General features: G+C 53.7%; 18 protein-coding genes. 7 read left to right on the top strand and 11 right to left on the bottom strand.

Features of this window, described 5'->3' with window-relative positions; genetic code table 11:
- Nucleotides 1-2 precede the first annotated feature (2 nt).
- The 3 genes from lgt to rppH all read right to left on the bottom strand — a co-directional run bounded on the left by lgt (nt 3) and on the right by rppH (nt 4,084).
- Nucleotides 3-878, bottom strand: coding sequence for a prolipoprotein diacylglyceryl transferase (gene lgt, locus J4685_RS07555; RefSeq protein ID WP_000204647.1), 876 nt, complete (start codon nt 876-878; stop codon nt 3-5).
- A gap of 416 nt (nt 879-1,294) precedes the next feature.
- On the bottom strand, nt 1,295-3,541 hold the full coding sequence (gene ptsP, locus J4685_RS07550; RefSeq protein WP_000957889.1) for a phosphoenolpyruvate--protein phosphotransferase: 2,247 nt from the start codon (nt 3,539-3,541) through the stop codon (nt 1,295-1,297).
- A 12-nt stretch (nt 3,542-3,553) separates the two neighbouring features.
- On the bottom strand, nt 3,554-4,084 hold the full coding sequence (gene rppH, locus J4685_RS07545) for an RNA pyrophosphohydrolase (protein ID WP_000564481.1): 531 nt from the start codon (nt 4,082-4,084) through the stop codon (nt 3,554-3,556).
- Nucleotides 4,085-4,766: 682 nt separating this feature from the next.
- On the opposite strand from rppH, the gene mutH reads away from it, so the two are divergent.
- The 4 genes from mutH (at nt 4,767) to J4685_RS07525 (ending at nt 7,976) form a co-directional block, all read left to right on the top strand.
- Nucleotides 4,767-5,462: a DNA mismatch repair endonuclease MutH gene (gene mutH, locus J4685_RS07540; protein ID WP_001274937.1), complete on the top strand. Its 696-nt coding sequence runs from the start codon at nt 4,767-4,769 to the stop codon at nt 5,460-5,462.
- Nucleotides 5,463-5,643: 181 nt separating this feature from the next.
- Complete coding sequence (locus tag J4685_RS07535; RefSeq protein WP_000895635.1) at nt 5,644-6,357, top strand: TerC family protein; 714 nt, start codon at nt 5,644-5,646, stop codon at nt 6,355-6,357.
- 169 nt (nt 6,358-6,526) lie between these two features.
- Nucleotides 6,527-6,745 carry a YgdI/YgdR family lipoprotein gene (locus J4685_RS07530; protein WP_000758662.1) on the top strand — a complete coding sequence of 73 codons (219 nt, stop codon included), beginning with the start codon at nt 6,527-6,529 and terminating at the stop codon, nt 6,743-6,745.
- Between the two features lie 190 nt (nt 6,746-6,935).
- The gene (locus tag J4685_RS07525) at nt 6,936-7,976 is read left to right on the top strand and encodes an NADP(H)-dependent aldo-keto reductase (RefSeq protein WP_000558958.1); all 1,041 of its coding nucleotides are present in this window, start codon (nt 6,936-6,938) and stop codon (nt 7,974-7,976) included.
- Between the two features lie 86 nt (nt 7,977-8,062).
- On the opposite strand, the gene lplT is transcribed toward J4685_RS07525, so the two are convergent.
- Both lplT and aas read right to left on the bottom strand, forming a co-directional pair.
- On the bottom strand, nt 8,063-9,265 hold the full coding sequence (gene lplT / locus J4685_RS07520; protein ID WP_000004686.1) for a lysophospholipid transporter LplT: 1,203 nt from the start codon (nt 9,263-9,265) through the stop codon (nt 8,063-8,065).
- Nucleotides 9,258-11,417 (bottom strand): bifunctional acyl-ACP--phospholipid O-acyltransferase/long-chain-fatty-acid--ACP ligase, encoded by a 2,160-nt coding sequence (aas, locus tag J4685_RS07515; protein ID WP_000896086.1) that lies wholly within the window; start codon nt 11,415-11,417, stop codon nt 9,258-9,260. The genes lplT and aas overlap by 8 nt, the downstream gene beginning before the upstream one ends.
- 392 nt (nt 11,418-11,809) lie before the next feature.
- On the opposite strand from aas, the gene galR reads away from it, so the two are divergent.
- Nucleotides 11,810-12,838: an HTH-type transcriptional regulator GalR gene (gene galR, locus J4685_RS07510; protein WP_000201030.1), complete on the top strand. Its 1,029-nt coding sequence runs from the start codon at nt 11,810-11,812 to the stop codon at nt 12,836-12,838.
- Between the two features lie 10 nt (nt 12,839-12,848).
- Complete coding sequence (locus J4685_RS07505) at nt 12,849-13,871, top strand: LacI family DNA-binding transcriptional regulator (protein ID WP_000968336.1); 1,023 nt, start codon at nt 12,849-12,851, stop codon at nt 13,869-13,871.
- 9 nt (nt 13,872-13,880) lie between these two features.
- Here the strand turns inward: J4685_RS07505 and lysA are convergent, their stop codons facing one another.
- Nucleotides 13,881-15,143, bottom strand: coding sequence for a diaminopimelate decarboxylase (gene lysA, locus J4685_RS07500; RefSeq protein WP_000056594.1), 1,263 nt, complete (start codon nt 15,141-15,143; stop codon nt 13,881-13,883).
- Nucleotides 15,144-15,260: 117 nt separating this feature from the next.
- On the opposite strand from lysA, the gene J4685_RS07495 reads away from it, so the two are divergent.
- Entirely contained in the window at nt 15,261-16,196 is a 936-nt protein-coding gene (locus J4685_RS07495; protein WP_000741798.1) for a LysR family transcriptional regulator, read from the top strand.
- Here the strand turns inward: J4685_RS07495 and J4685_RS07490 are convergent.
- The 5 genes from J4685_RS07490 to J4685_RS07470 all read right to left on the bottom strand — a co-directional run bounded on the left by J4685_RS07490 (nt 16,168) and on the right by J4685_RS07470 (nt 22,019).
- Nucleotides 16,168-16,875 (bottom strand): aspartate/glutamate racemase, encoded by a 708-nt coding sequence (locus tag J4685_RS07490; protein WP_000848633.1) that lies wholly within the window; start codon nt 16,873-16,875, stop codon nt 16,168-16,170. The two genes, J4685_RS07495 and J4685_RS07490, sit on opposite strands and share 29 nt — an antisense overlap.
- Nucleotides 16,876-16,987: 112 nt before the next feature.
- Nucleotides 16,988-18,403: an arabinose-proton symporter AraE gene (gene araE / locus J4685_RS07485; RefSeq protein ID WP_000253635.1), complete on the bottom strand. Its 1,416-nt coding sequence runs from the start codon at nt 18,401-18,403 to the stop codon at nt 16,988-16,990.
- A gap of 353 nt (nt 18,404-18,756) precedes the next feature.
- Complete coding sequence (gene kduD, locus J4685_RS07480) at nt 18,757-19,518, bottom strand: 2-dehydro-3-deoxy-D-gluconate 5-dehydrogenase KduD (RefSeq protein WP_000602496.1); 762 nt, start codon at nt 19,516-19,518, stop codon at nt 18,757-18,759.
- Nucleotides 19,519-19,574: 56 nt separating this feature from the next.
- Nucleotides 19,575-20,411 (bottom strand): 5-dehydro-4-deoxy-D-glucuronate isomerase, encoded by an 837-nt coding sequence (kduI, locus tag J4685_RS07475; protein ID WP_000383272.1) that lies wholly within the window; start codon nt 20,409-20,411, stop codon nt 19,575-19,577.
- Between the two features lie 429 nt (nt 20,412-20,840).
- Nucleotides 20,841-22,019 (bottom strand): acetyl-CoA C-acetyltransferase, encoded by a 1,179-nt coding sequence (locus J4685_RS07470; RefSeq protein ID WP_000665976.1) that lies wholly within the window; start codon nt 22,017-22,019, stop codon nt 20,841-20,843.
- Between the last annotated feature and the right edge of the window lie 79 nt (nt 22,020-22,098).

Genomic DNA, 22,098 nt, shown 5'->3' with positions numbered 1-22,098 from the left:
CCTCAGGAAACGTGTTGCTGCGGGCGGCGGCGATATGCCCAAACCATCATGATCGCGCCAGCGATAATCATCGGGATAGAGAGAATCTGCCCCATGCTGATGTACTGTACCCACGCGCCGGTAAATTGCGCGTCCGGCTGGCGGAAGAATTCAACAATGATACGAAACGCGCCATAGCCAATCAGGAATAATCCGGAGACTGCGCCCATCGGACGCGGTTTGCGAATAAAGAGATTAAGGATGATAAACAGCACCACGCCTTCTAATGCCAGTTCATACAACTGGGAAGGGTGGCGCGGCAATACGCCGTAGGTATCAAAAATAGGCTGCCATTGCGGATGTGACGGCAGCAGCGCAATATCTTCCGCGCGTGAGCCAGGAAAGAGCATGGCAAACCGGAAGTTAGGATCGACGCGCCCCCACAATTCACCGTTGATAAAGTTGCCCAGACGCCCGGCGCCCAGGCCGAACGGAATTAACGGCGCAATAAAATCAGACACCTGAAAGAACGAGCGCTTCGTGCGCCTGGCGAAGATAATCATCACCAGTATCACGCCGATAAGCCCGCCGTGGAAGGACATGCCGCCGTCCCAGACGCGGAATAAATAGAGCGGGTTATCCAGAAACAGAGGGAAGTTATAAAACAGGACATAGCCAATACGCCCCCCCAGGAAGACCCCCAGGAAACCTGCATAGAGTAAATTTTCAACTTCGTTTTTGGTCCAACCGCTTCCCGGACGGTTAGCACGACGCACCGCCAACCACATCGCGAAAACGAATCCCACCAGATACATCAAGCCATACCAGTGAAGCGCGACGGGCCCAATTGAGAAAATGACCGGATCAAAGTCCGGAAAATGCAGATAGCTACTGGTCATCTGTCACCACAATTTCTTGTTATTTCGCTGAAGAGATAGCGATCGATAAACGCGCCTGCGCGTTGCAGACGCTCCAAAGGTGCGAATAATAGCACAAGGGTTAAAAGCGAGATGCCGATTACCGTTAAAAGATATGTATACCCTTCATACTTCAAGTTGCTTATGTGTTGGCTACGGATTACTCGGCCCATCCATGGGCCTCGCCCTGACGGGCCGTCGCACGCGACGTTCAAATCTGCTCCCGGCAGATTTGTCGCTCACCCCAGTCACATAGTTATCTATGCTCCTGGGGACTCACTCCCTTGTCGCCTTTAAGCAACTCGAATTATTTTGGGTATATACGCATTGTCTTTCATCTTGCAGGCGTGTTGTCTGCGCCGTGAATCCACAGTCACTCTCTTTTCCCGCTCCAGTCGTTACAACCCTCCGCGAATCAATCCCCCCATCCCGCGGCGCTCCATAAACGCCGCCACTTGATGACGCACCTCGGTCGCCATCTGCGCCTCAAGGCTGCGTCTGGCAAGGGTTTGCGCGTCTTCAAAATCGATATGCCGCAGCAGATATTTCACACGCGCTACCGAACGGCCATTCATCGAAAGATGGCGATATCCCAGACCGATAAGAATCGCCACGCACATCGGATCGCCCGCCATCTCGCCGCACAAGCGAAGATCGAGGCCATTTTTTTCGGCTTCCTGCGCAATCATGCTCAGTGCGCGCAGCATAGCCGGATGCAGACTGTCGTAAATACTGGCCACGCGGGTATTGTTGCGATCTACCGCCAGGATATATTGCGTTAAATCGTTGGTGCCGACCGAGATAAAGTCGATCCGGTTAGCCAGATGCGGCAGCATAAATACCATTGACGGTACTTCCAGCATAATGCCGATACGCGGTTTCGGGATCGCATAGCCGATCATCTCCTCGACCTCGCGCCCGGCGCGTTCGATCAGACGCCGCGCTTCATCGACTTCATCAATACTGGTGACCATCGGCAACAAAATGCTGAGGTTGCCAGTCGCCGCATTGGCGCGCAGCATCGCGCGGACCTGGATCAAAAAGATCTCCGGCTGATCCAGCGTAATGCGGATCCCGCGCCAGCCCAGACACGGGTTCTCCTCGCTGATCGGCATATAGGGCAGTTGCTTATCCGCTCCCACATCCAGGGTCCGCAGCGTCACCGGTTTATCGTTAAACATTTGCAGCATCCCTTGATACTGCGCCACCTGCTCTTCTTCCGAGGGAAACCCGCTTTGCAGCATAAAGGGTATTTCAGTACGGTACAGGCCGATACCGTCGATCCGACTGCCTAACTTTTCCTCATGCTCGGGGCTGAGCCCGGCATTCAGCATCACTTTGACTCGCTCGCCGCTTTTCAGTTGGGCGGGAAGATTGACGTCGTCCTCCGCCAGACGACTGAGTTCTATCTCTTCACTAATGAGCCGCTGATATTCCTGAATAAGCACGGGTTCAGGATCGACCAGTAATTCACCGCGATAGCCATCCACCACCAACGTACGGCGATGTAGAACCGAAGGTTGGATATCCGCGCCCATGACGGTCGGGATACCGAGCGCGCGCACCATAATCGCCGCATGCGAGTTTGCCGCGCCGTCGCGCACCACAACGCCCGCCAGTCTGTCCTGCGGCAGCTCCGCCAGGGTGGTCGCCGACAGCTCATCCGCGACCAGAATAAAACGTTCCGGCCAGGTGTTTGGCCCCTGAACTGAATCATCAAGGTGGAATAACAGTCGCTGCCCCAGAGTGCGTAAGTCTCCCGCACGTTCTTTGAGGTAGTTATCAGTTAGCGCCGCAAATTGCTCGGCAAATTTTTCGATGATTTTTTTAACGGCCCACTCCGCAACAGCGCCTTTGTCGACCTCGGCGAAGAGTTCGCGACGCAGTCTGGCGTCTGAAAGCAGGTGTGAGTACAGATCGAAAATGGCCGCCGTCTCTTTTTGCGCGCCGGCGGCAAAGCGTTTGCTGTATCGTCGGAATTCGTTCGCCGCCTCTTCCAGCGCGCCGGTCAGTCGTTCGCGTTCAAGAGAGGTATCCAGCGTAGACGCTTCGTAAACCTGTTCCATCAGCGGCATGGTCGCGTCTTGCCAGCCCGTTGCGATAGCCACGCCCGGCGCCGCAGGAAGCGCGCGGATTCGCGTTTGCCGGTATTGCCCGAACAGCGCTGTGACCTGCGACTGTGACAGGATAGCCGCCATCTGCGTAGCGAGCGTGACGAGGAAAGACTCTTCGCTTTCATCGTACTGGCGCAATTCGCGCTGCTGTACGACCAGCACGCCGAGAAGTTGGCGACGCTGAATGATCGGCACGCCGAGAAACGCGCGAAAACGCTCCTCTTTTACCGAAGGAATGTATTTAAAGCTGGGATGTTTTTGCGCATCGGCAAGGTTAATGGGTTCCGCCAGCCTGCCCACCAGACCGACGATCCCCTCATCAAACGCAAGCGCAACGGTTCGACCACGCGGTTTTTTCAACCCCCGCGTCGCCATCAGGTAATAACAGCGTCGGTCATGATCGGCCAGGTAAACCGAGCAAACCTCTGTATCCATCGCAAGACAGATATCCGTGACCAGAATATTCAGCGCCTCGTTCAGACGCGGCGCACTGGCCACTTTTTCGACTATTTCGCGCAGGCGAGTGAGCATAATTTGCGTGGCTTAACCTCTTTTACGTCGATAAGCAGGCGCGCTTTGTAGCTTAGGGGGATTATCCTGAAGCGCCATGACAACACTTGCAAACTCTTTCATTACCCTGCGGTAGACATCGCGTTTAAATGACACCACTTGTCGAACCGGATACCAGTAACTTACCCAGCGCCAGCCGTCAAACTCCGGCGTACTGCTGGTTTGCATATTGATTTCGGCGTCGGCGCTCATTAACTGCAAAAGAAACCACTTTTGTTTCTGGCCGATACATACCGGCTTTGTGTCCCAACGCACCAAACGTTTTGGTAACTTGTAACGCAACCAGTTGCGAGTAGAAGCAAGGATCCGCACATCTTTACGGCTTAACCCAACTTCTTCAAACAGTTCCCGGTACATCGCCTGTTCTGCCGACTCCCCTGGATTTATCCCGCCCTGCGGGAACTGCCAGGAGTGCTGACCAAATCGCCGGGCCCACATCACCTGCCCCTGACGATTACAAATTACGATACCTACATTTGGGCGGTAGCCATCGTCATCAATCACCGGACTACCTCAACATAAACCTTATATATGAACGATTGTTTCATACTCCAGTGAGGCGGTAAACCACTCTGTAATAGTGACACAGCCTAATAACAATTGAATAACTCACAGTAAATAGCCGAGTTATAAACAGATGATGACGCCCTTGTGCCATTTTATTCACCTTTTCTGTGGATATAGTTGTGAAGAAGTATGGAATTACCACGGGAAAACCCAGAACAGTCTGAATTCCTCATACTGAAAACAGTAAAAATAGTGCCTTATATTCATTGTGTTATAGACCAATCTTACATGCCACCTTCATAAAGCGTGACAAGCATCACACCTAAGATCCTTATGCTGATGAAAGATCAACCAGCGTCGGTTTTATCCACAGATTGTGCCAATAACTTACGCACTATTTGTCTGAATTTTCGATTTTCGTCGCACGTCAAGGCTGTAAATGGAAACAGTAGTGGCGGTTTTACACAGTTATCCCAACTTTCTGTGGATAACATAGTGTAAGATCCTGTTTATTGTCAGTGACCAGAATTGGAAAACCCGCTTCAGCGTTGCGCAACACGAAGAAACAACACAAAAAAGGCAATAAAAATCAGTCTATTGAATATAAGACACAGAAAAAGATAAACTCTGCCCATACGGTATAAAATCACTGCTCATTTTTTGACCTAAGGTAATAGTCATGTCCGCTCTTTGTCCGCTACCGACTCCGCCTGCTTCGGAAGCATTGCTGTTAGCCCAGGCGCGGCAGCTTTCCGGCTATACGTTAGGCGAGCTGGCGGCGATGGCCGGCATTACCACGCCTAAAGATTTGAAGCGAGACAAAGGCTGGATCGGCGTCTTGCTGGAGATCTGGCTCGGCGCCAGCGCCGGGAGCAAGCCGGAGCAGGATTTCGCCGCATTAGGCGTAGAACTGAAAACCATCCCGGTGGATAGTCTGGGTCGTCCTCTGGAAACAACCTTTGTTTGCGTGGCGCCGTTAACCGGTAACAGCGGCGTGACCTGGGAGACAAGTCACGTACGGCATAAATTGAAGCGCGTGCTATGGGTGCCGGTCGAAGGCAATCGCAGCATACCGTTAGCCGAACGCCGCGTAGGTTCGCCGCTACTCTGGAGTCCGAGTGAAGAAGAGGACAGGCAGCTACGCCTCGACTGGGAAGAGCTGATGGACATGATAGTGCTGGGCCAGGTGGAACGCATTACCGCCCGTCATGGCGAAGTCTTGCAACTGCGACCCAAAGCCGTCAATGCCAGGGCGCTCACCGAGGCTATCGGCGCGCGCGGGGAACCTATTTTGACGCTACCGCGTGGATTTTATCTGAAAAAAAATTTTACGCAGGCGCTGCTGGCTCGCCATTTTTTATTGCAGAATCCGTAACGTCCATTACACGCAAATGCGCCTCCGCTATGGCTACGCGTCGGGCCGACGCCGAATAAACGTAAGCGTATTGTCGCCGCTATTTTACACCGCTCCTGGTTGCGCAAATTCAGCCCGGGCTTTCGCCCGTCACCCGACGGGCCTATAATTACCGCTTCTTTTTTTGGCAGGACTTTGTTCGATGTTATTTGCATGGATAACCGATCCTAATGCCTGGCTGGCGCTCGGTACGCTGACGCTGCTGGAGATTGTACTTGGGATCGACAACATTATTTTTCTTTCTCTGGTGGTAGCAAAACTTCCTACGGCGCAACGGAACCACGCACGGCGGCTTGGGTTGGCGGCGGCGATGGTTATGCGCCTGGCGCTGCTGGCGTCAATCGCCTGGGTCACTCGGCTGACTAATCCGCTGTTTGAGCTTTTCGGCGAAGCGATTTCCGCCCGCGATCTCATTCTTCTACTGGGTGGGTTATTTTTAATCTGGAAAGCCAGCAAGGAGATCCATGAGTCCATCGAAGGCGAAGAAGAAGGGTTAAAAACCCGGGTTTCTTCTTTCCTGGGCGCAATAGTGCAGATTATGCTGCTGGATATTATTTTCAGCCTTGATTCAGTTATCACAGCGGTTGGCCTCTCCGATCATCTGTTTATTATGATGGCGGCAGTCGTTATTGCCGTGGGCGTCATGATGTTTGCGGCACGGCCTATCGGCGAGTTTGTCGATCGCCATCCGTCGGTAAAAATGCTGGCGCTCTCCTTTCTGATCCTGGTTGGCTTTACCCTGATTCTGGAAAGTTTCGACGTTCACGTTCCGAAAGGATATATCTACTTCGCCATGTTCTTCTCTATCGCAGTAGAGAGCCTGAACCTGTTGCGTAATAAAAAGAATCCGCTGTAATCCTGTCTCGCTCCCCCGCCGGGGAGCGAATACTCACTTTATTTCCTTTCTTCTCACAGATTAAGATTTTGCTGCTTCCGACATGCAGAGCTGCGCGTTATTACTAGACTATTATCAGACATATGATTAACAGACTATTATCAGATGCAGGCTACGTGAGGATAAACGGATGAAAAAGTGGGCAGTTGTAATTTCCGCAGTAGGGTTGGCTTTTGCGGTATCCGGATGCAGCAGCGATTATGTAATGGCGACGAAAGATGGTCGTATGATCCTGACCGATGGAAAACCGCAAGTTGACGATGATACCGGTCTGGTCAGCTATACCGATGCACAGGGAAACGAGATGCAAATCAACCGTGACGAAGTATCCCAAATCATCGAACGTTAAGCGGTGGCCTGTGATCAAGGTCAGCGTTCTGCAGGCCTTCAGGCTGCGTCCCGTAACGGTGCGTGGCGACCACGCCCGGTAACAATTACGCCGCGCAGCCTACAATTTTACTTTCCCTTTTGCCTTCCCTCTGCCATTTTTATTGTCCTTTGTCGGGAATTTCTGACTTCATAATAAAAAGGAAACGGCTATGCACTATCACCGTATACCCCACAGCTCGCTCGAAGTAAGTACGCTAGGGCTGGGCACAATGACATTTGGTGAACAAAACAGCGAAGCCGACGCTCACGCACAGCTCGACTATGCCATCGCAAATGGCATTAACCTTATCGACGCCGCCGAGATGTATCCGGTACCGCCGCGCCCGGAAACACAAGGGCTGACGGAATCCTATATCGGTAACTGGCTCGCCAAACGCGGCAACCGTGAAAAACTGATCATCGCCAGCAAAGTCAGCGGACCGGCACGTAATAATGATCAAGGCATCCGGCCTCATAAGGCGCTGGATCGTAAAAATATTCGCGAAGCGCTACACGACAGTTTGACCCGATTGCAGACCGACTATCTGGATTTGTATCAGGTGCACTGGCCGCAGCGCCCCACTAACTGCTTCGGTAAACTCGGCTATAACTGGACGGACTCCACGCCAGTAGTAAGTCTGCTGGAGACGTTAGACGCGCTAAGTGAGTTTCAGCGAGCGGGTAAGATTCGTTATATTGGCGTTTCAAATGAGACAGCGTTTGGCGTTATGCGCTATCTGCATCTGGCGGAAAAACATGACCTGCCGCGTATTGTCACTATCCAGAACCCCTATAGCCTGTTAAACCGCAGCTACGAGGTCGGACTGGCGGAAGTCAGCCAGTATGAAGGTGTTGAATTGCTCGCCTATTCCTGTCTGGCGTTTGGCACATTAACCGGTAAATACCTGAACGGGGCCAAACCCGCAGGCGCGCGGAATACCTTGTTCAGCCGCTTCACACGTTACAGCGGCGAACAGGCACAAAAAGCCGTTGCCGCCTACGTCGATATCGCGAAGCGTCACAATCTTGATCCGGCGCAAATGGCGCTGGCCTTTGTTCGCCGCCAGCCGTTTGTCGCCAGTACGTTACTGGGCGCAACCACGATGGCGCAGCTCAAGACGAATGTGGAAAGTCTGCATCTGACGTTAAGCGAAGAGGTCCTGGCGGAGATAGAGGCGGCGCATCAGGTTTATACCTATCCGGCGCCGTGATAGTCAGTGCCCGGTGGCGCTACGCTTCCGGGCTTACAGAGACAATGTAAGCCGGATAACGCGCACTCGCCGCCCGGCATATTCACTCAGTATGATGCCTGCCGGCGCTGCCAGATCCACAGCGCCGCGATCGCCAGCGCGAACAGAACGCCAAAGCCGATACCTATCGCCACTGCCGGAACGCCAACCAGCACCGCCAGCGAGTACAGTCCCAGCATTAATAGCATGGCGCTATTCTCGCCCAGATTTTGTACGGCTATGGCATTCCCGGCGCCAACGCTCTTCTTACCGCGCTCCTGGAGCAAAGCGTTGAGCGGCACCACAAAAAAGCCGCCCAGCATACCTATCAACAGCAACAAGGCATAAGCAGGCAGCAATGCGTGCTGTAATGAGAAGATCGCAACCACAACGCCAATCAAAATCCCGGCGGGCATACAGCGCGATACGGTCTCCAGCGTCACCAGTTTTGCCGCCGCGCCCGCGCCGACCACAATGCCTACCGCCACCATGGCGTTCAGGTAAGTCGGCGTGGCGTTATCCGTAATACCCAGCGCCACCGGCACCCACAGCACCAGCAGAAAACGCAGCGTCACGCCTGCGCCCCAGAATAGCCCGGTCCCCACCAGCGAAAAACGCGTTTCACCGTTACGCCAAAGGACAACGCAAGCGCTGAAGAAACTACGCGTCATCGCCGACAACCGCCAGGATTGTCCTGGACGCGCCGCCACAAGCTTCGGGATAAACAGGTTCGCCGCCACTGCGCCAGCGTAGGCCAACGCGCAGGCAACCAGCGCGGCGATGACATGCCAGTCAGCCAATACGCCGCCCGCAACGGAACCGAGCAAAATCGCCGCGATCGTAGAGGCTTCCATCAGACCATTGGCTTTCACCAGCTTATCGCCCGTCGTCAGTTCGCCCAGAATACCGTATTTCGCCGGAGAATAAGCCGCCGCGCCAATCCCGACCAACGTATAACCGACAAAAGGATTTACGCCGAGGCAGATACCTGCCGCTCCCGCCAGTTTAAGACCATTGGCGACCATCATCACCCGGCCTTTGGCAAAGCTGTCCGCTATCTGGCCGACAAACGGCGCAAAAAGAATGTAAGCGCCCACAAACACCATTTGCAAAACAGGCTGGCTCCAGTCCGGGTAAAACTGAGCTTTCAGCAGTGCCAGCGTCGCAAACAGCAGCGCATTATCGCCAAAAGCCGAGAGAAACTGCGCGACAATCACCGACAGCATCCCTTTCGACCAGATGGAGGTGTTAGTACGTACTGACTCACTCATGATGTTGTTCCGGCGCATCCACCCAACTTTTCAGCGTCACAAAATCGGGTTTCCCGCTGCCAAGCAAGGGAAGCTGTTTCAGATAACGGATATCACGCGGGACGGCAAGTTCCGGAATACCGTGTTCACGGGCATAGTGCTGTAACTTTTCTCGGGTGAGTTCGCTGTCAGTCGTAAACAGTACCAGCGCTTCACCTTTGCTGGCATCGCTTTTAATGGCGGTAGCGTGCATTTTGTCCGCCGAAACGCCAAGCGCCAGTTGCTCGACCATCTCCAGCGAGACCATTTCGCCAGCAATTTTCGCAAAGCGTTTCGCGCGCCCCTGAATCTGCACAAAACCATTTTCATCGAAGCGTACAATGTCGCCCGTGTCGTACCAGCCGCGCTCAGTTTCGCCTCTGGCGTTTTCCGCCGACGGCACCTCCAGCACGCCCGGTTTTTCCACGCGCAGATAGCCATTCATGATATTCGGCCCTTTCAGCTGTAGCCGACCGCCGTTTTCAATACCGGGCACCGCCAGCAGACGCGCGTCCATGCCAGGCAGAATGCGGCCAACAGTGCCAGGCTTAGCCGCCATCGGCACGTTAATCGAGACTACTGGCGCGCATTCCGTTACCCCGTAGCCCTCAAGAATGCGCAGACCGAATTTATCCTGCCACAGTTGTTTGGTGCTCTCCTGAAGTTTTTCCGCACCGGCCACCACATAGCGCAGGCGATAAAAATCATACGGATTGGCAAAGCGCGCGTAGTTGCCGAGGAAGGTTGACGTACCAAACAGCACGGTACAGTTACGGTCATAGACCAGTTCCGGCACAATGCGATAGTGCAGCGGACTTGGATAAAGAAACACTTCCGCGCCGGTCAACAACGGCGTAAACAGGCCCACCGTCAAACCGAACGAGTGAAAGAGCGGCAGCGCCGACATAAAACGGTCATTGGCGGTGAAATCCGCAATCGTTTTTATCTGCTCGACGTTCGCCAGAATGCTTTTATGGCTGTGCACCACCCCTTTCGGGTGCCCTTCCGAGCCGGAGGTAAAAAGAATAATCGCCGCGTCTTCCGGCTGCTGTTTTACCTGCGCCAGTCGCGGCGCCAGGAGGTGGGCAAAAATCCACAGCTTGTCGGCGAGTGTGACGTCCGCTTTTAAATCTTCCAGGTAAACCCAGCGAACCTGCGTTAGCTGTTCCGGCAGGTGCCACAATTTACCTTTATCGAGGAACTGGCGGGAGGTAAAAATCGTTTTAATTTCCGCCGCGGCAATCGCGCTGGTCAGCCCTTTTACCCCCGCTGTGTAGTTCATCATGGCCGGAATGCGGCGACGAGAAACCGCGCCGAAAATCACCGCCGCGCTGATGGCGGCATTCGGCAGCATTAAACCGATTTTCTCGCCCTCAACGCTGTACTTTTCCAGAATCCGGCCAACAAAAAGCGTCTTGGTCAGTAACTTACGATACGTATCCGGCGTAAAGTTAATGTCCTCAATACAGTTTTTACCCGCGCCGTAACGATATTGCGCCGCCAGCAACGATTCGTATAACGTCTCGCGCGGGCGCACCGCCATACGCGCTTCCATCATGATCTGGTGCAGCATCTCACCCGCTATCTTACGTCTGTCGCGCGCGCGCGGCGCTTCCGGCATCGGTATTTGCGTCGGCGGTAAAATATGAAGCTGAATACGGGGGAACAAACGCCGTTTAACCAGACCTTTCAGGCGACTGAAAGGGGTAAGCTCCGCGCCGTCAATGCGGAGCGGAATGACGGTTGCGCCCGATTTTGCCGCCACAAAGCCTGCGCCGTCATAAATTTTCATCAGCGAGCCGGTCACGGAAATCCGCCCTTCCGGGAAAATCACCACTGGACGCCCCTGCTCCACCAGACGCATCAGGTGTTTAATGGACATGGGTTTAGTGGGATCGAGCGGTACAAAATCGATCAGCGGCGTTAACCAGCGCATATACCATTGCTGGCTGATGGAGGTATATACCGCAAAGACAGGCCGTACCGGCAAAAACAGCGCCAGTAGCATACCATCGATAAATGAAACGTGATTGGGGGTAATTAAGACCCGGTTCCCCTGTAGCGCCCGGACATCGCCAGTGACGCGCACACGATAAAGCACGCGAAACAGGTTACGGAAAAATCCAAACAGCATTTCAACTCCCTTTGGCCGACAATTCGCTAAAACATGAATTGTGGCAGATTACACGAGTTGCGTAACAGGAGCGATAGCAAAATAGGTTCGAAAAAAAACCTGCGCATCCGCGCAGGTTGGTGCAAGAGACAGGTACGAAGAGCGTACCGAATAATCTCACCAATCAATACCTCTGGGATCACCACTCTATCAACCTGACTCGCTGGCCTGCCAGCAGACAATCGCAACAGCGCTTCGCAAACTGTAACGAAAGATTTGTATTGTCACTTTACAGACGCATTTCTCCCGTGCAGGTCACATTTGCCCGACACGGCGGGGCAAGAGGCTTGAACAGAGGTTCATTTTCCGTAAAACTGGCGTAATGTAAGCGTTTACCCACTATAGGTATTATCATGGCGACCATAAAAGATGTAGCCCGACTGGCCGGTGTTTCAGTCGCCACCGTTTCTCGCGTTATTAACGATTCGCCAAAAGCCAGCGAAGCGTCCCGGCTGGCGGTGACCAGCGCAATGGAGTCCTTGAGCTATCACCCTAACGCCAACGCGCGCGCGCTGGCACAGCAGGCAACGGAAACCCTCGGTCTGGTGGTCGGCGACGTTTCCGATCCTTTTTTCGGCGCGATGGTGAAAGCCGTTGAACAGGTGGCGTATCACACCGGCAATTTTTTACTGATTGGCAACGGGTATCATAACGAACAAAAAGAGCGTCAGGCTATTGAACAGTTGATTCGTCATCGTTGCGCAGCGTTAGTGGTACACGCCAAAATGATTCCGGATGCGGACCTGGCCTCATTAATGAAGCAAATCCCCGGCATGGTGCTGATTAACCGCATTTTACCGGGGTTAGAACATCGCTGTGTCGCGCTGGATGACCGTTACGGGGCATGGCTGGCGACCCGGCATCTGATCCAGCAAGGTCATACGCGTATTGGGTATATCTGTTCCAATCACACTATCTCTGATGCCGAAGATCGCCTGAGGGGCTATTACGATGCGCTGGCGGAAAGCCATATCCCGGCTAACGATCGGCTGGTGACGTTCGGCGAACCGGATGAAAGCGGCGGCGAGCAGGCGATGACTGAGTTATTAGGTCGCGGCAGAAATTTTACCGCGGTGGCCTGCTATAACGACTCGATGGCGGCCGGCGCGATGGGAGTATTAAATGATAATGGCGTGGGGGTGCCGGGCGAAGTATCGCTCATCGGTTTTGATGATGTACTGGTCTCACGCTATGTGCGTCCCCGACTGACCACCATTCGGTATCCGATCGTCACCATGGCGACACAGGCGGCGGAGCTGGCCTTAGCGCTGGCAGGGAAATGTCCTACGCCAGAAGTAACTCATGTATTTAGTCCGACACTGGTACGCCGACATTCGGTGTCCACGCCGACGGATACCGGGCACCTGTCGACAACCGATTAATCAGGGTAGCATGATGGCGACAATGCTGGATGTTTCCCGCCATGCGGGCGTATCAAAGGCCACCGTCTCACGAGTGCTGAATGGGACGGGGCAGGTAAAAGAAAGCACGCGCCAGAAAGTGTTTACGGCGATGCAGGCTCTGGACTATCGCCCCAACCTACTGGCACGCTCGCTGGCGAATCGCACCAACAACAGCATCGGTCTGGTCGTCTCTACGTTTGACGGCTTCTATTTCGGCAGTTTGTTGCGCCGGGCGTCGCGCCAGGCGGAGTTGCATAACAAGCAGTTGATCGTCACCGATGGTCACGATACGCCGGAACGAGAGCAGAAAGCCGTACAAATGTTGGCCGACAGACAGTGCGACGCTATTATTCTTTACACTCGCTATATGGACGAGCTGGCGATTTTGTCGTTGATTGACGCCACGGAAATGCCGCTGGTGATTATTAATCGCAACGTCACTCAGGCCCGAGATCGCGCTATTTTCTTCGAGCAGGAGACGGCGGCATTCCAGGCGGTGGAATATCTGATTACGCAGGGCCATCGCGATATCGCCTGTATTACGCTGCCTGTTCATACTCCCACCGGCACATCACGCGTAGCGGGTTATCGCAAGGCGCTGGAAAAATATGGCATCCCCTGGCAACCGGCAAAAGTGAAATACGGCGATTACACGCTGACGCGCGGCTATGACGCCTGCCGGGAATTACTGGAGGAAGGCGTCACGTTTAGCGCGCTATTCGCCTGTAATGATGACACGGCGCTGGGCGCGGCAAAAGCGCTGCGCCAGGCCGGATTACGCATCCCACAGGATGTGTCGCTGTTTGGTTTTGACGATGCGCCGGGCGCAACCTGGCTTGAGCCGGGGCTTTCAACAGTCTATTTACCCATCGAGGATATGATAGCCACCGCGATCGATCAGGCCGTTCGTCTGGCGAACAGCGAGCCGGTCGCCCCGATCCCACCCTTTACCGGCACGCTCATTCTGCGTGAGTCCGTCTCCGCGGGCCCGTTTTTTCAACGTCCGGCCTAATGATGCGCTTCAGAACATCTCCAGCGCTAACAACTCCTCAATGGTCTGACGACGGCGGATCAGCCGCGCCTGTCCATTGTCAAACAGTACTTCCGGCAGGAGCGGGCGGCTGTTGTAATTCGATGACATAGACGCGCCGTACGCGCCGGTATCGTGCAATACGAGGTAATCGCCGGGGATGACCGCAGGTAAGGCGCGTGTTTCAACCATTCCCCCTTCCTGCTGCGTAAAAACATCGCCTGATTCGCATAGCGGCCCGGCGACCACCGTCTCGACCCACGGGCCATTTTCAAGCGCGCGACCATCCGCCGCCAGCGCCGAAATACGGTGATAGCTACCGTACATCGCCGGGCGCATCAGATCGTTAAAACCCGCATCTACCAGCACGAAATGGCGGCTTCCCATCTGTTTTACGCTACGCACCTGCGTTACCAGCACGCCCGATTGCGCCACCAGAAAACGTCCGGGTTCGATCTCAAGCTTGACCGCATGTCCCAGATGGCGGGCGATTTGCTCGCGTGCCGCGTTCCACAGGCCATAGTAATGGCGCGTATCAACGGGCTCTTCTCCCTCACGATAAGGTATCGAGAGTCCGCCGCCTGCCGAAATCGCGTCCAAATCCTGACCACATTCCAGCACCTGGCGTACCATCGCGCCGCAAACCTGCTCCAGATGACCATAATCGACGCCGGAACCAATGTGCATATGGATACCGACAAGTTTCAGTCGGTATTTCTGCATTACCGCCAGCGCCGCCGGAAGATCGCTATGCCAGATGCCGTGTTTGCTGTTTTCGCCCCCGGTGTTGGTTTTCTGGCTGTGGCCGTGACCAAAGCCAGGATTCACGCGCAACCAGATGCGATGCCCAGGCGAAACCTGACCAAGCTGCGTCAGCATATCTACCGAGCCGGCATTGACCGGAATATGCAGTTCGCTGACGCGCGCCAGCGTGGCGGCGTCAATCACATCGGCGGTAAAAACGATATCATCAGGGCACGTTTGCGGATCGTAGCCCGCCGCCAGCGCACGTTCGATCTCCCCCAATGAAACAGAATCCACCTTGACGCCCTGCGCGCGCATTAAGCGCAGGATATGAATGTTCGAACAGGCTTTTTGCGCAAAACGCACGACGTCAAACTGCTGCAGGGCGGCTATCTGACGGCGAATAATGTGCGCGTCATAGACCCAGACCGGACAGCCGAATTCAGCAGGCAATCTGAGCAAATTTTCAGCGTTAAGGTCAGTTTCAGCGTAATAATGCGGCAATGACATAACAAACTCCGGAACGGGCTTTTTAACGATTACGCCATACCTTAGAAAGAATAAAAAATATCGTTTTATTGTCAGTCTATGCAAAAATGATATGGGATAAATGATTCAGGGAAACGTATGGCTGCCGTTAATTTACGTCACATTGAAATTTTTCATGCCGTAATGACCGCCGGAAATCTCACCGAAGCGGCGCGGCTGCTGCATACCTCGCAGCCTACCGTCAGTCGCGAGCTGGCGCGTTTTGAGAAAGTGCTGGGATTAACGCTGTTTGAGCGCACACGCGGGCGCTTACATCCGACGGTGCAAGGGCTACGCCTGTTCGAAGAGGTACAACGCTCCTGGTATGGGTTGGATCGCATCGTCAGCGCGGCGGAAAGTCTGCGCGAGTTCCGTCAGGGCGAACTCTCTATCGCCTGCCTGCCGGTCTTTTCACAATCCTTTTTGCCGCCGCTACTACCGCCTTTTCTGGCGCGTTATCCGGATGTCAGCCTGAATATTGTGCCGCAGGAGTCGCCGTTGCTGGAAGAGTGGCTCTCCGCCCAGCGCCACGACTTAGGGCTGACGGAGACGCTTCATGCCCCGGCAGGAACAACCCGTACCGAGTTACTAACGCTAAATGAAGTGTGCGTACTGCCCTGCGACCATCCGCTTGCCGCCAAAACGGTACTGACGCCAGACGATTTTCAGGGGGAAAACTTTATCAGCCTCTCCCGCCTGGACAGCTATCGACAGTTGTTGGATACGTTATTTGCCGAACATCAGGTGAAGCGCAGAATGGTGGTGGAAACGCATAGCGCGGCCTCCGTCTGCGCGATGGTGCGCGCCGGGGCGGGCGTTTCGATCGTTAACCCGCTGACCGCACTGGACTATGCCGCCAGCGGCGTCACCGTTCGCCGCTTCAGCATTGACGTGCCCTTTACCGTCAGCCTGATTCGCCCGCTACACCGCCCCGCCTCCGCGCTGGTTGACGCCTTCAGTAAGCATTTACAAACGCATCTTTCGCGCCTGGTCGAACCGCTGGAGGTTATTCTGGGGCCGATGACGAAAGCATAAAGCTCACGGCATCTGCGGCATGAATTGCCGTGGTATCGAAAACCGGTAGCGCGCTTTGCGTCTGGGGAACAAGCAAACCTATTTCAGTGCAGCCAAAAATAACACCCTGCGCGCCTTGCGCAGCCAGTTGTTCGATAACCTGTAAATAATAGTGGCGCGACGCGTCAGTGAATGTCCCCTGGCAGAGCTCGTCAAAAATGACCTGATTGATACGCGCCCGATCGTCCGCCTCCGGCACGATGGTCTCAATCGCAAATTGCTGTTCCAGCCGCCCGCGATAAAAATCCTGTTCCATCGTATAGCGAGTCCCTAATAGCGCCACGCGATGCAACCCCTGACGGGCGATAGCTCGCCCGGTAGCATCCGCGATGTGTAGGAAAGGCAGAGAACAACGAGATTCAATAACGTGCGCGATTTTATGCATGGTGTTGGTACACAGCACAATGCCTTCTGCGCCCGCCTGCTGTAACCCCTGGGCGGCCTGCGCCAGGATATCGCCCGCTTTATCCCACTCGCCGCGGCGTTGACATACTTCAATATCGTGGAAATCTACGCTATGCAGCAGTAAGCTCGCCGAGTGCAGGCCTCCCAGCTGCTGTTTAATGCCTTCATTGATTAAACGGTAATAAGGGATAGTCGATTCCCAGCTCATACCACCCAACAGTCCGATCGTTTTCACTGCGCTCTCCTTTTTGTAAAGCATTATGGCAGTGAAGCAAACTTACACATCCGTTTCCAGTCTATTTTTCATCATGCCGGATAACAGGCGTCATCCGGCATGGGAGGGAGGATTACACGCCAATATTTCTTAGCTTCTCGCCCGCCATTAGCTTGCGTTCGATATGCTCCAGGGTGACATTTTTGGTTTCCGGAATCAGCCAGAAAGTGATGCCGATAAAAGCGATATTCAGCGCGGTGTAGAGCCAGAATGTACCTGCCGCGCCAATGCTGTCCAACAGTGTCAGGAATGTCGCGCCGATGATCATGTTCGATACCCAGTTTGTCGTGGTTGAACAGGTAATGCCAAAATCACGGCATTTCAGCGGCTGGATTTCCGAACACAGTATCCACACCACCGGAGCGGCGCTCATCGCGTAACCGGCGATACACATCATCGTCATCCCAACGGAAAGCCAGGAGAGACCGCTTGATGCCGTACCGTTATCAAACTGCATCAGGCAGTAGCCCAACACCAATGTCCCTAACGCCATTACGCTGAAACCGATTTTTAACGCCGGTTTACGCCCGGCCTTATCGACCGTAAAGACGGCTATAAAAGTCGCGAACATAAAGGTCAGTCCGACCACCAGCGTAGCGATCATTTGCTGTTCCGTGGTGGTAAAGCCGGCCATTTTAAAAATGCGCGGCGCATAATACATAATGATGTTCATGCCGGTGAACTGCTGCATTGCCTGTAGCAACATACCGAGGAACACGGCGCGGCGAACATTGCGGTTAGCTTTAAATAATGCCCACCCGCCCTGCTTGAGTTTGAGGCTTTCCCGAATCTCATTCAGTTCATCACGGGCTTTTTCCGAGGTATCGCGCAGCATACGCAGCACCTCTTCCGCTTCAATATGGCGACCTTTTTGCGCCAGCCAACGCGGACTATTCGGCAGGAATACCACCAGAATAATGAGCAACACCGCAGGCAGCGCCAGCACGCCCAACATCGCGCGCCAGTTGCCGCTGTAGCTGAATGCCGTATCGGATAAAAAAGCCAGCACAATGCCTAACGTCACCATCAGTTGATACATACTGATCATTTTGCCGCGAACATTTTCACTTGCCATTTCAGAGAGATAAAGCGGCGCGGTATAGGAGGCAATCCCTACTGCTACGCCCAGTATCACGCGGGCGCCAATCAATACTTCCACGCTGGAAGCAAACGCCGACCCCAGCGAGCCGAGTACAAACAAAATCGCGCCAGCCATCAGGCTATACTTACGCCCCAGCCGGAATGAAAGCCAGCCGTTAAATAATGCGCCAATTGCCGCGCCAAGCATCATACTGCTGACGACCCACTCCTGCAGCCGGCTGGTCAGTACGAAATGGTCGGTAATAAAAGGCAGCGCCCCGGCGATAACGCCGATATCCAGACCAAATAACAGTCCCGCAACCGCTGCAGAAACCGAAACAAACATATTCATACGTCGTGTGTCGCGAAGCGAACGCGGCGTTAAAGCAGAGTCATTAATAGAGACCATATTTTCCTGCCACCACAGAGTAAGACATAGCCTGAAAGTACGGGATACTCTTCCTCAAGTGTCAGGCTGGAAACGGCATAAATATGGATTAAATGGCTACGCTATAGCGATATGTGATGGATATTACACTTTTTAAATTTAACGCCGTTGCCAGATATTTTTTCAAACCACCAATATTTCAATAAGTTAACTCATTGATTATAGCTATTATTTAACAATATATGAGTTAAGTTAAACCCACAATATGGACTATGCTAATGAGATCATAAAAAAACCCTGTACGAGGACAGGGCTTTATCAGTTTTTTCGGCCAAAGAGTCGATTTTCCCAGAAACGCATTTGTCAGTAGCGGATTAACGCGCCAGCCAACCGCCATCTACCGCTATGGTATAGCCGTTAATATAATCAGCGGCGCTGGATGCCAGGAAGACTACCGGGCCCATTAAATCGCCCGGTAGCCCCCAACGTCCAGCCGGAATACGGTCGAGAATTTCGGCGCTACGTTGTGCATCAGCGCGCAATTGCTGGGTATTATTCGTGGACATATAGCCCGGCGCGATGGCGTTTACATTGATATTGTGTTTCGCCCACTCGTTCGCCATCAGACGCGTTATTCCCATTACGCCGCTTTTCGACGCGGTATAAGACGGAACGCGAATGCCGCCCTGGAAGGAGAGCATTGACGCGATATTAATAATTTTGCCGCCGTTGCCCTGGGCAATAAAATGTTTTGCCGCCGCCTGAGACATAAAGAACACGCTCTTGATGTTCAGGTTCATGACGTCATCCCAGTCTTTTTCCGTGAAATCAATCGCATCTTCACGACGGATCAAACCCGCGTTATTCACCAGAATATCAATATGACCGTATTCCGTCACCGCCCGTTCCAGTAGCGCCGGAATACCATCGATTTGGCGCAGATCGGCTGTCAGGCTTAAAAAACGACGTCCCAGAGCGGTGACGCGCGCAATAGTTTCCGTCGGTTCAACAATGTTAATACCGACAATGTCACAGCCCGCTTCCGCCAGCCCTAACGCCATCCCCTGCCCCAATCCGGTATCGCACCCCGTCACAACCGCGACTTTACCTTCAAGAGAAAATGCATTCAAAATCATTGTTAATCCTTATTTTTGTCATGCCTGTCACGCACAGGCGTTATCACCGGTCGCGACTAGCGCAGATCTTGTACCGCAACGTGATCCATGTCATCGAAGACCTGATTTTCTCCCACCATGCCCCAAATAAACGTATAGGCTTTGGTGCCAACGCCGGAATGTATTGACCAGCTTGGGGAAATAACCGCCTGTTCATTACGCATCACAATATGACGGGTTTCCTGAGGCTGCCCCATCATATGGAAAACGCAACTGTCCTCTTCCATATTGAAATAGAGGTACACCTCCATACGGCGCTCATGGGTATGGCATGGCATGGTGTTCCATAGATTGCCGGGCGCCAGTTCGGTGAGTCCCATACTGAGCTGACAGGTTTCCAGTACATCCGGTACGAAATATTTATTGATAGTGCGACGGTTACTGGTGAGGTTATCGCCTAAGGTGACGGGCGCAACGTCGGCAGGCGACACTTTTTTCGTCGGATAAGCGGTATGCGCTGGCGCGCAGTTGTAATAAAACTTCGCCGGTCTGCTCGCCTCATTGCTGACGAAGACCAGCTCTTTCGCCCCTTTACTAATATACAGAGCATCACGATGACCAATGTCATGGCGCTGCCCGTCAACGATAATGGCGCCCGCGCCGCCAATATTAATGACGCCCAGCTCGCGGCGGTCCAGTAATCGGGAAACGCCAAGCTGTTTACCTACTTCTCCGCCGATTTCAACGGGATGGCTGACGGGCATAATGCCGCCGACAATAATACGGTCGATATGGCTGTAGACCATCGTATATTCATCAGCGACAAAAATATTTTCTATTAAAAACTCGCGTCGCAGCGCCTGGGTGTCCAGCGTTTTAGCGTGCTCGCTATGGATACTTTGCCTTACGTCCACTTTTCCCTCCAATGATAAATCGATCGCAATGGCATAAAATCAAAACACCGTTTTGATTTATTTAACGGCATCATAGTCGCCTGGATGAAGGTTTTCAACAATAAATAAAACAACGTTTCATTTTTATGTCTGGTTATTTTTAAAACTGCTGTAGCGATCACGATCGGCGCTAAAACTTACGCATTTGTCTGGTTTTCAGACATGCGCGCCAGATGCTGTATGCGGTTACCCAGATAAAAATTGGAGCTTGTTTTAGAACGAGGTCTGATGTGCGAATTGAATTAAAAGCGGTATGCGTCTGCAATGCCCGACGCGGCAAGACGTTCCGCACTATGCCGAAAAAGGGGTTTCTGTCACTGGCTTTGCCCTCGTGATAGAGGGCTTTTTATGACGGAATACTGAAACAGGAAAAGGATGGCTGGCGCAGGATCAGTCGCGTTCAATGGTTAAAGCAACGCCCTGACCGCCACCGATACACAGCGTCGCCAGGCCTTTACGCGCGTCGCGTTTAACCATTTCGTGCACCAGTGAAACCAGAATTCGACAGCCGGAAGCGCCAATGGGATGCCCCAGCGCAATCGCGCCGCCATTAACGTTTACCCGTCGCTCATCCCATTCCAGCATTTTTCCTACCGACAACGCCTGGGCGGCAAACGCTTCGTTGGCTTCGATAAGGTCGACCTCCGTCAGTTGCCAGCCGGCACGCTCCAGACAGCGCCGGGTAGCATATACCGGCGCAATCCCCATTAGCGCAGGATCGACGCCGACGCTGGCAAACGCGCGGATGCGCGCCAGCACCGGCAACCCCAGCGCCTGGGCTTTCGCCTCGCTCATCATCATCACCGCGGCGGCGCCATCGTTGATTGAGGAGGCATTACCCGCCGTCACCGAACCTAAACTATCAAACGCCGGATGCAGCAGGGCTAACCCCTCCGCACTGGCGTCGGCCCGCGGTTGTTCATCCGTATCGACAATTGCGGTCTGCCCATTACGTTGCGTGACGATGGGGACAATCTCATCTTTAAAACGTCCGGTATCAATCGCGGCCCTGGCTTTTTGCTGCGAACTGAGCGCATAAGCATCCTGTAACTCGCGGCTAATGCCATATTCCCGCGCCAGGTTTTCTGCCATCACGCCAATGTGATAATCGTTGAAGGCATCCCATAAGCCATCATGTACCAGACTATCCACCAGATTGTCGGCATCAGGCAACGCGCCGCTACGGCTGTCATTGAGGACATGCGGCGCACGGCTCATATTCTCCTGCCCGCCCGCAATAACAATGTCCGCTTCGCCGCACTGAATAGCCTGCGTCGCCAGGTGCAACGCTTTTAAACCGGAACCACAAACGTCATTAATGGTAATGGCGGAAACGGTAGTCGGCAGCCCTCCTTTGATGGCTGACTGGCGCGCCGGATTCTGCCCGGCGCCAGCCGTCAGCACCTGACCGAGGATGACCTCATCGATAGCGTTAGCGTCCACGCCGGTGCGCTCAATTAACGCTTTTACGACCATACTCCCCAGCTCTACGGCGGAATGACGGGCCAGCGTTCCCTGAAAACAGCCGATGGGTGTCCGTAAAGCCCCCACTATCACAACCTCTTTCATTACCACCTCAGCGCAAAATGACACCGCCATAGTAGAGCATTGTTAAAATTAGTTATCTTGATTGTTTAAAAAAAGTGAG

The sequence above is a fragment of the Salmonella sp. 32100201201700099SM genome, assembly GCF_017572645.1.
Classification (GTDB): Bacteria; Pseudomonadota; Gammaproteobacteria; order Enterobacterales; family Enterobacteriaceae; genus Salmonella; species Salmonella enterica.
Note: the sequence above shows the minus strand (reverse complement) of the source record. Positions and strands in the feature narration are given on the sequence as shown.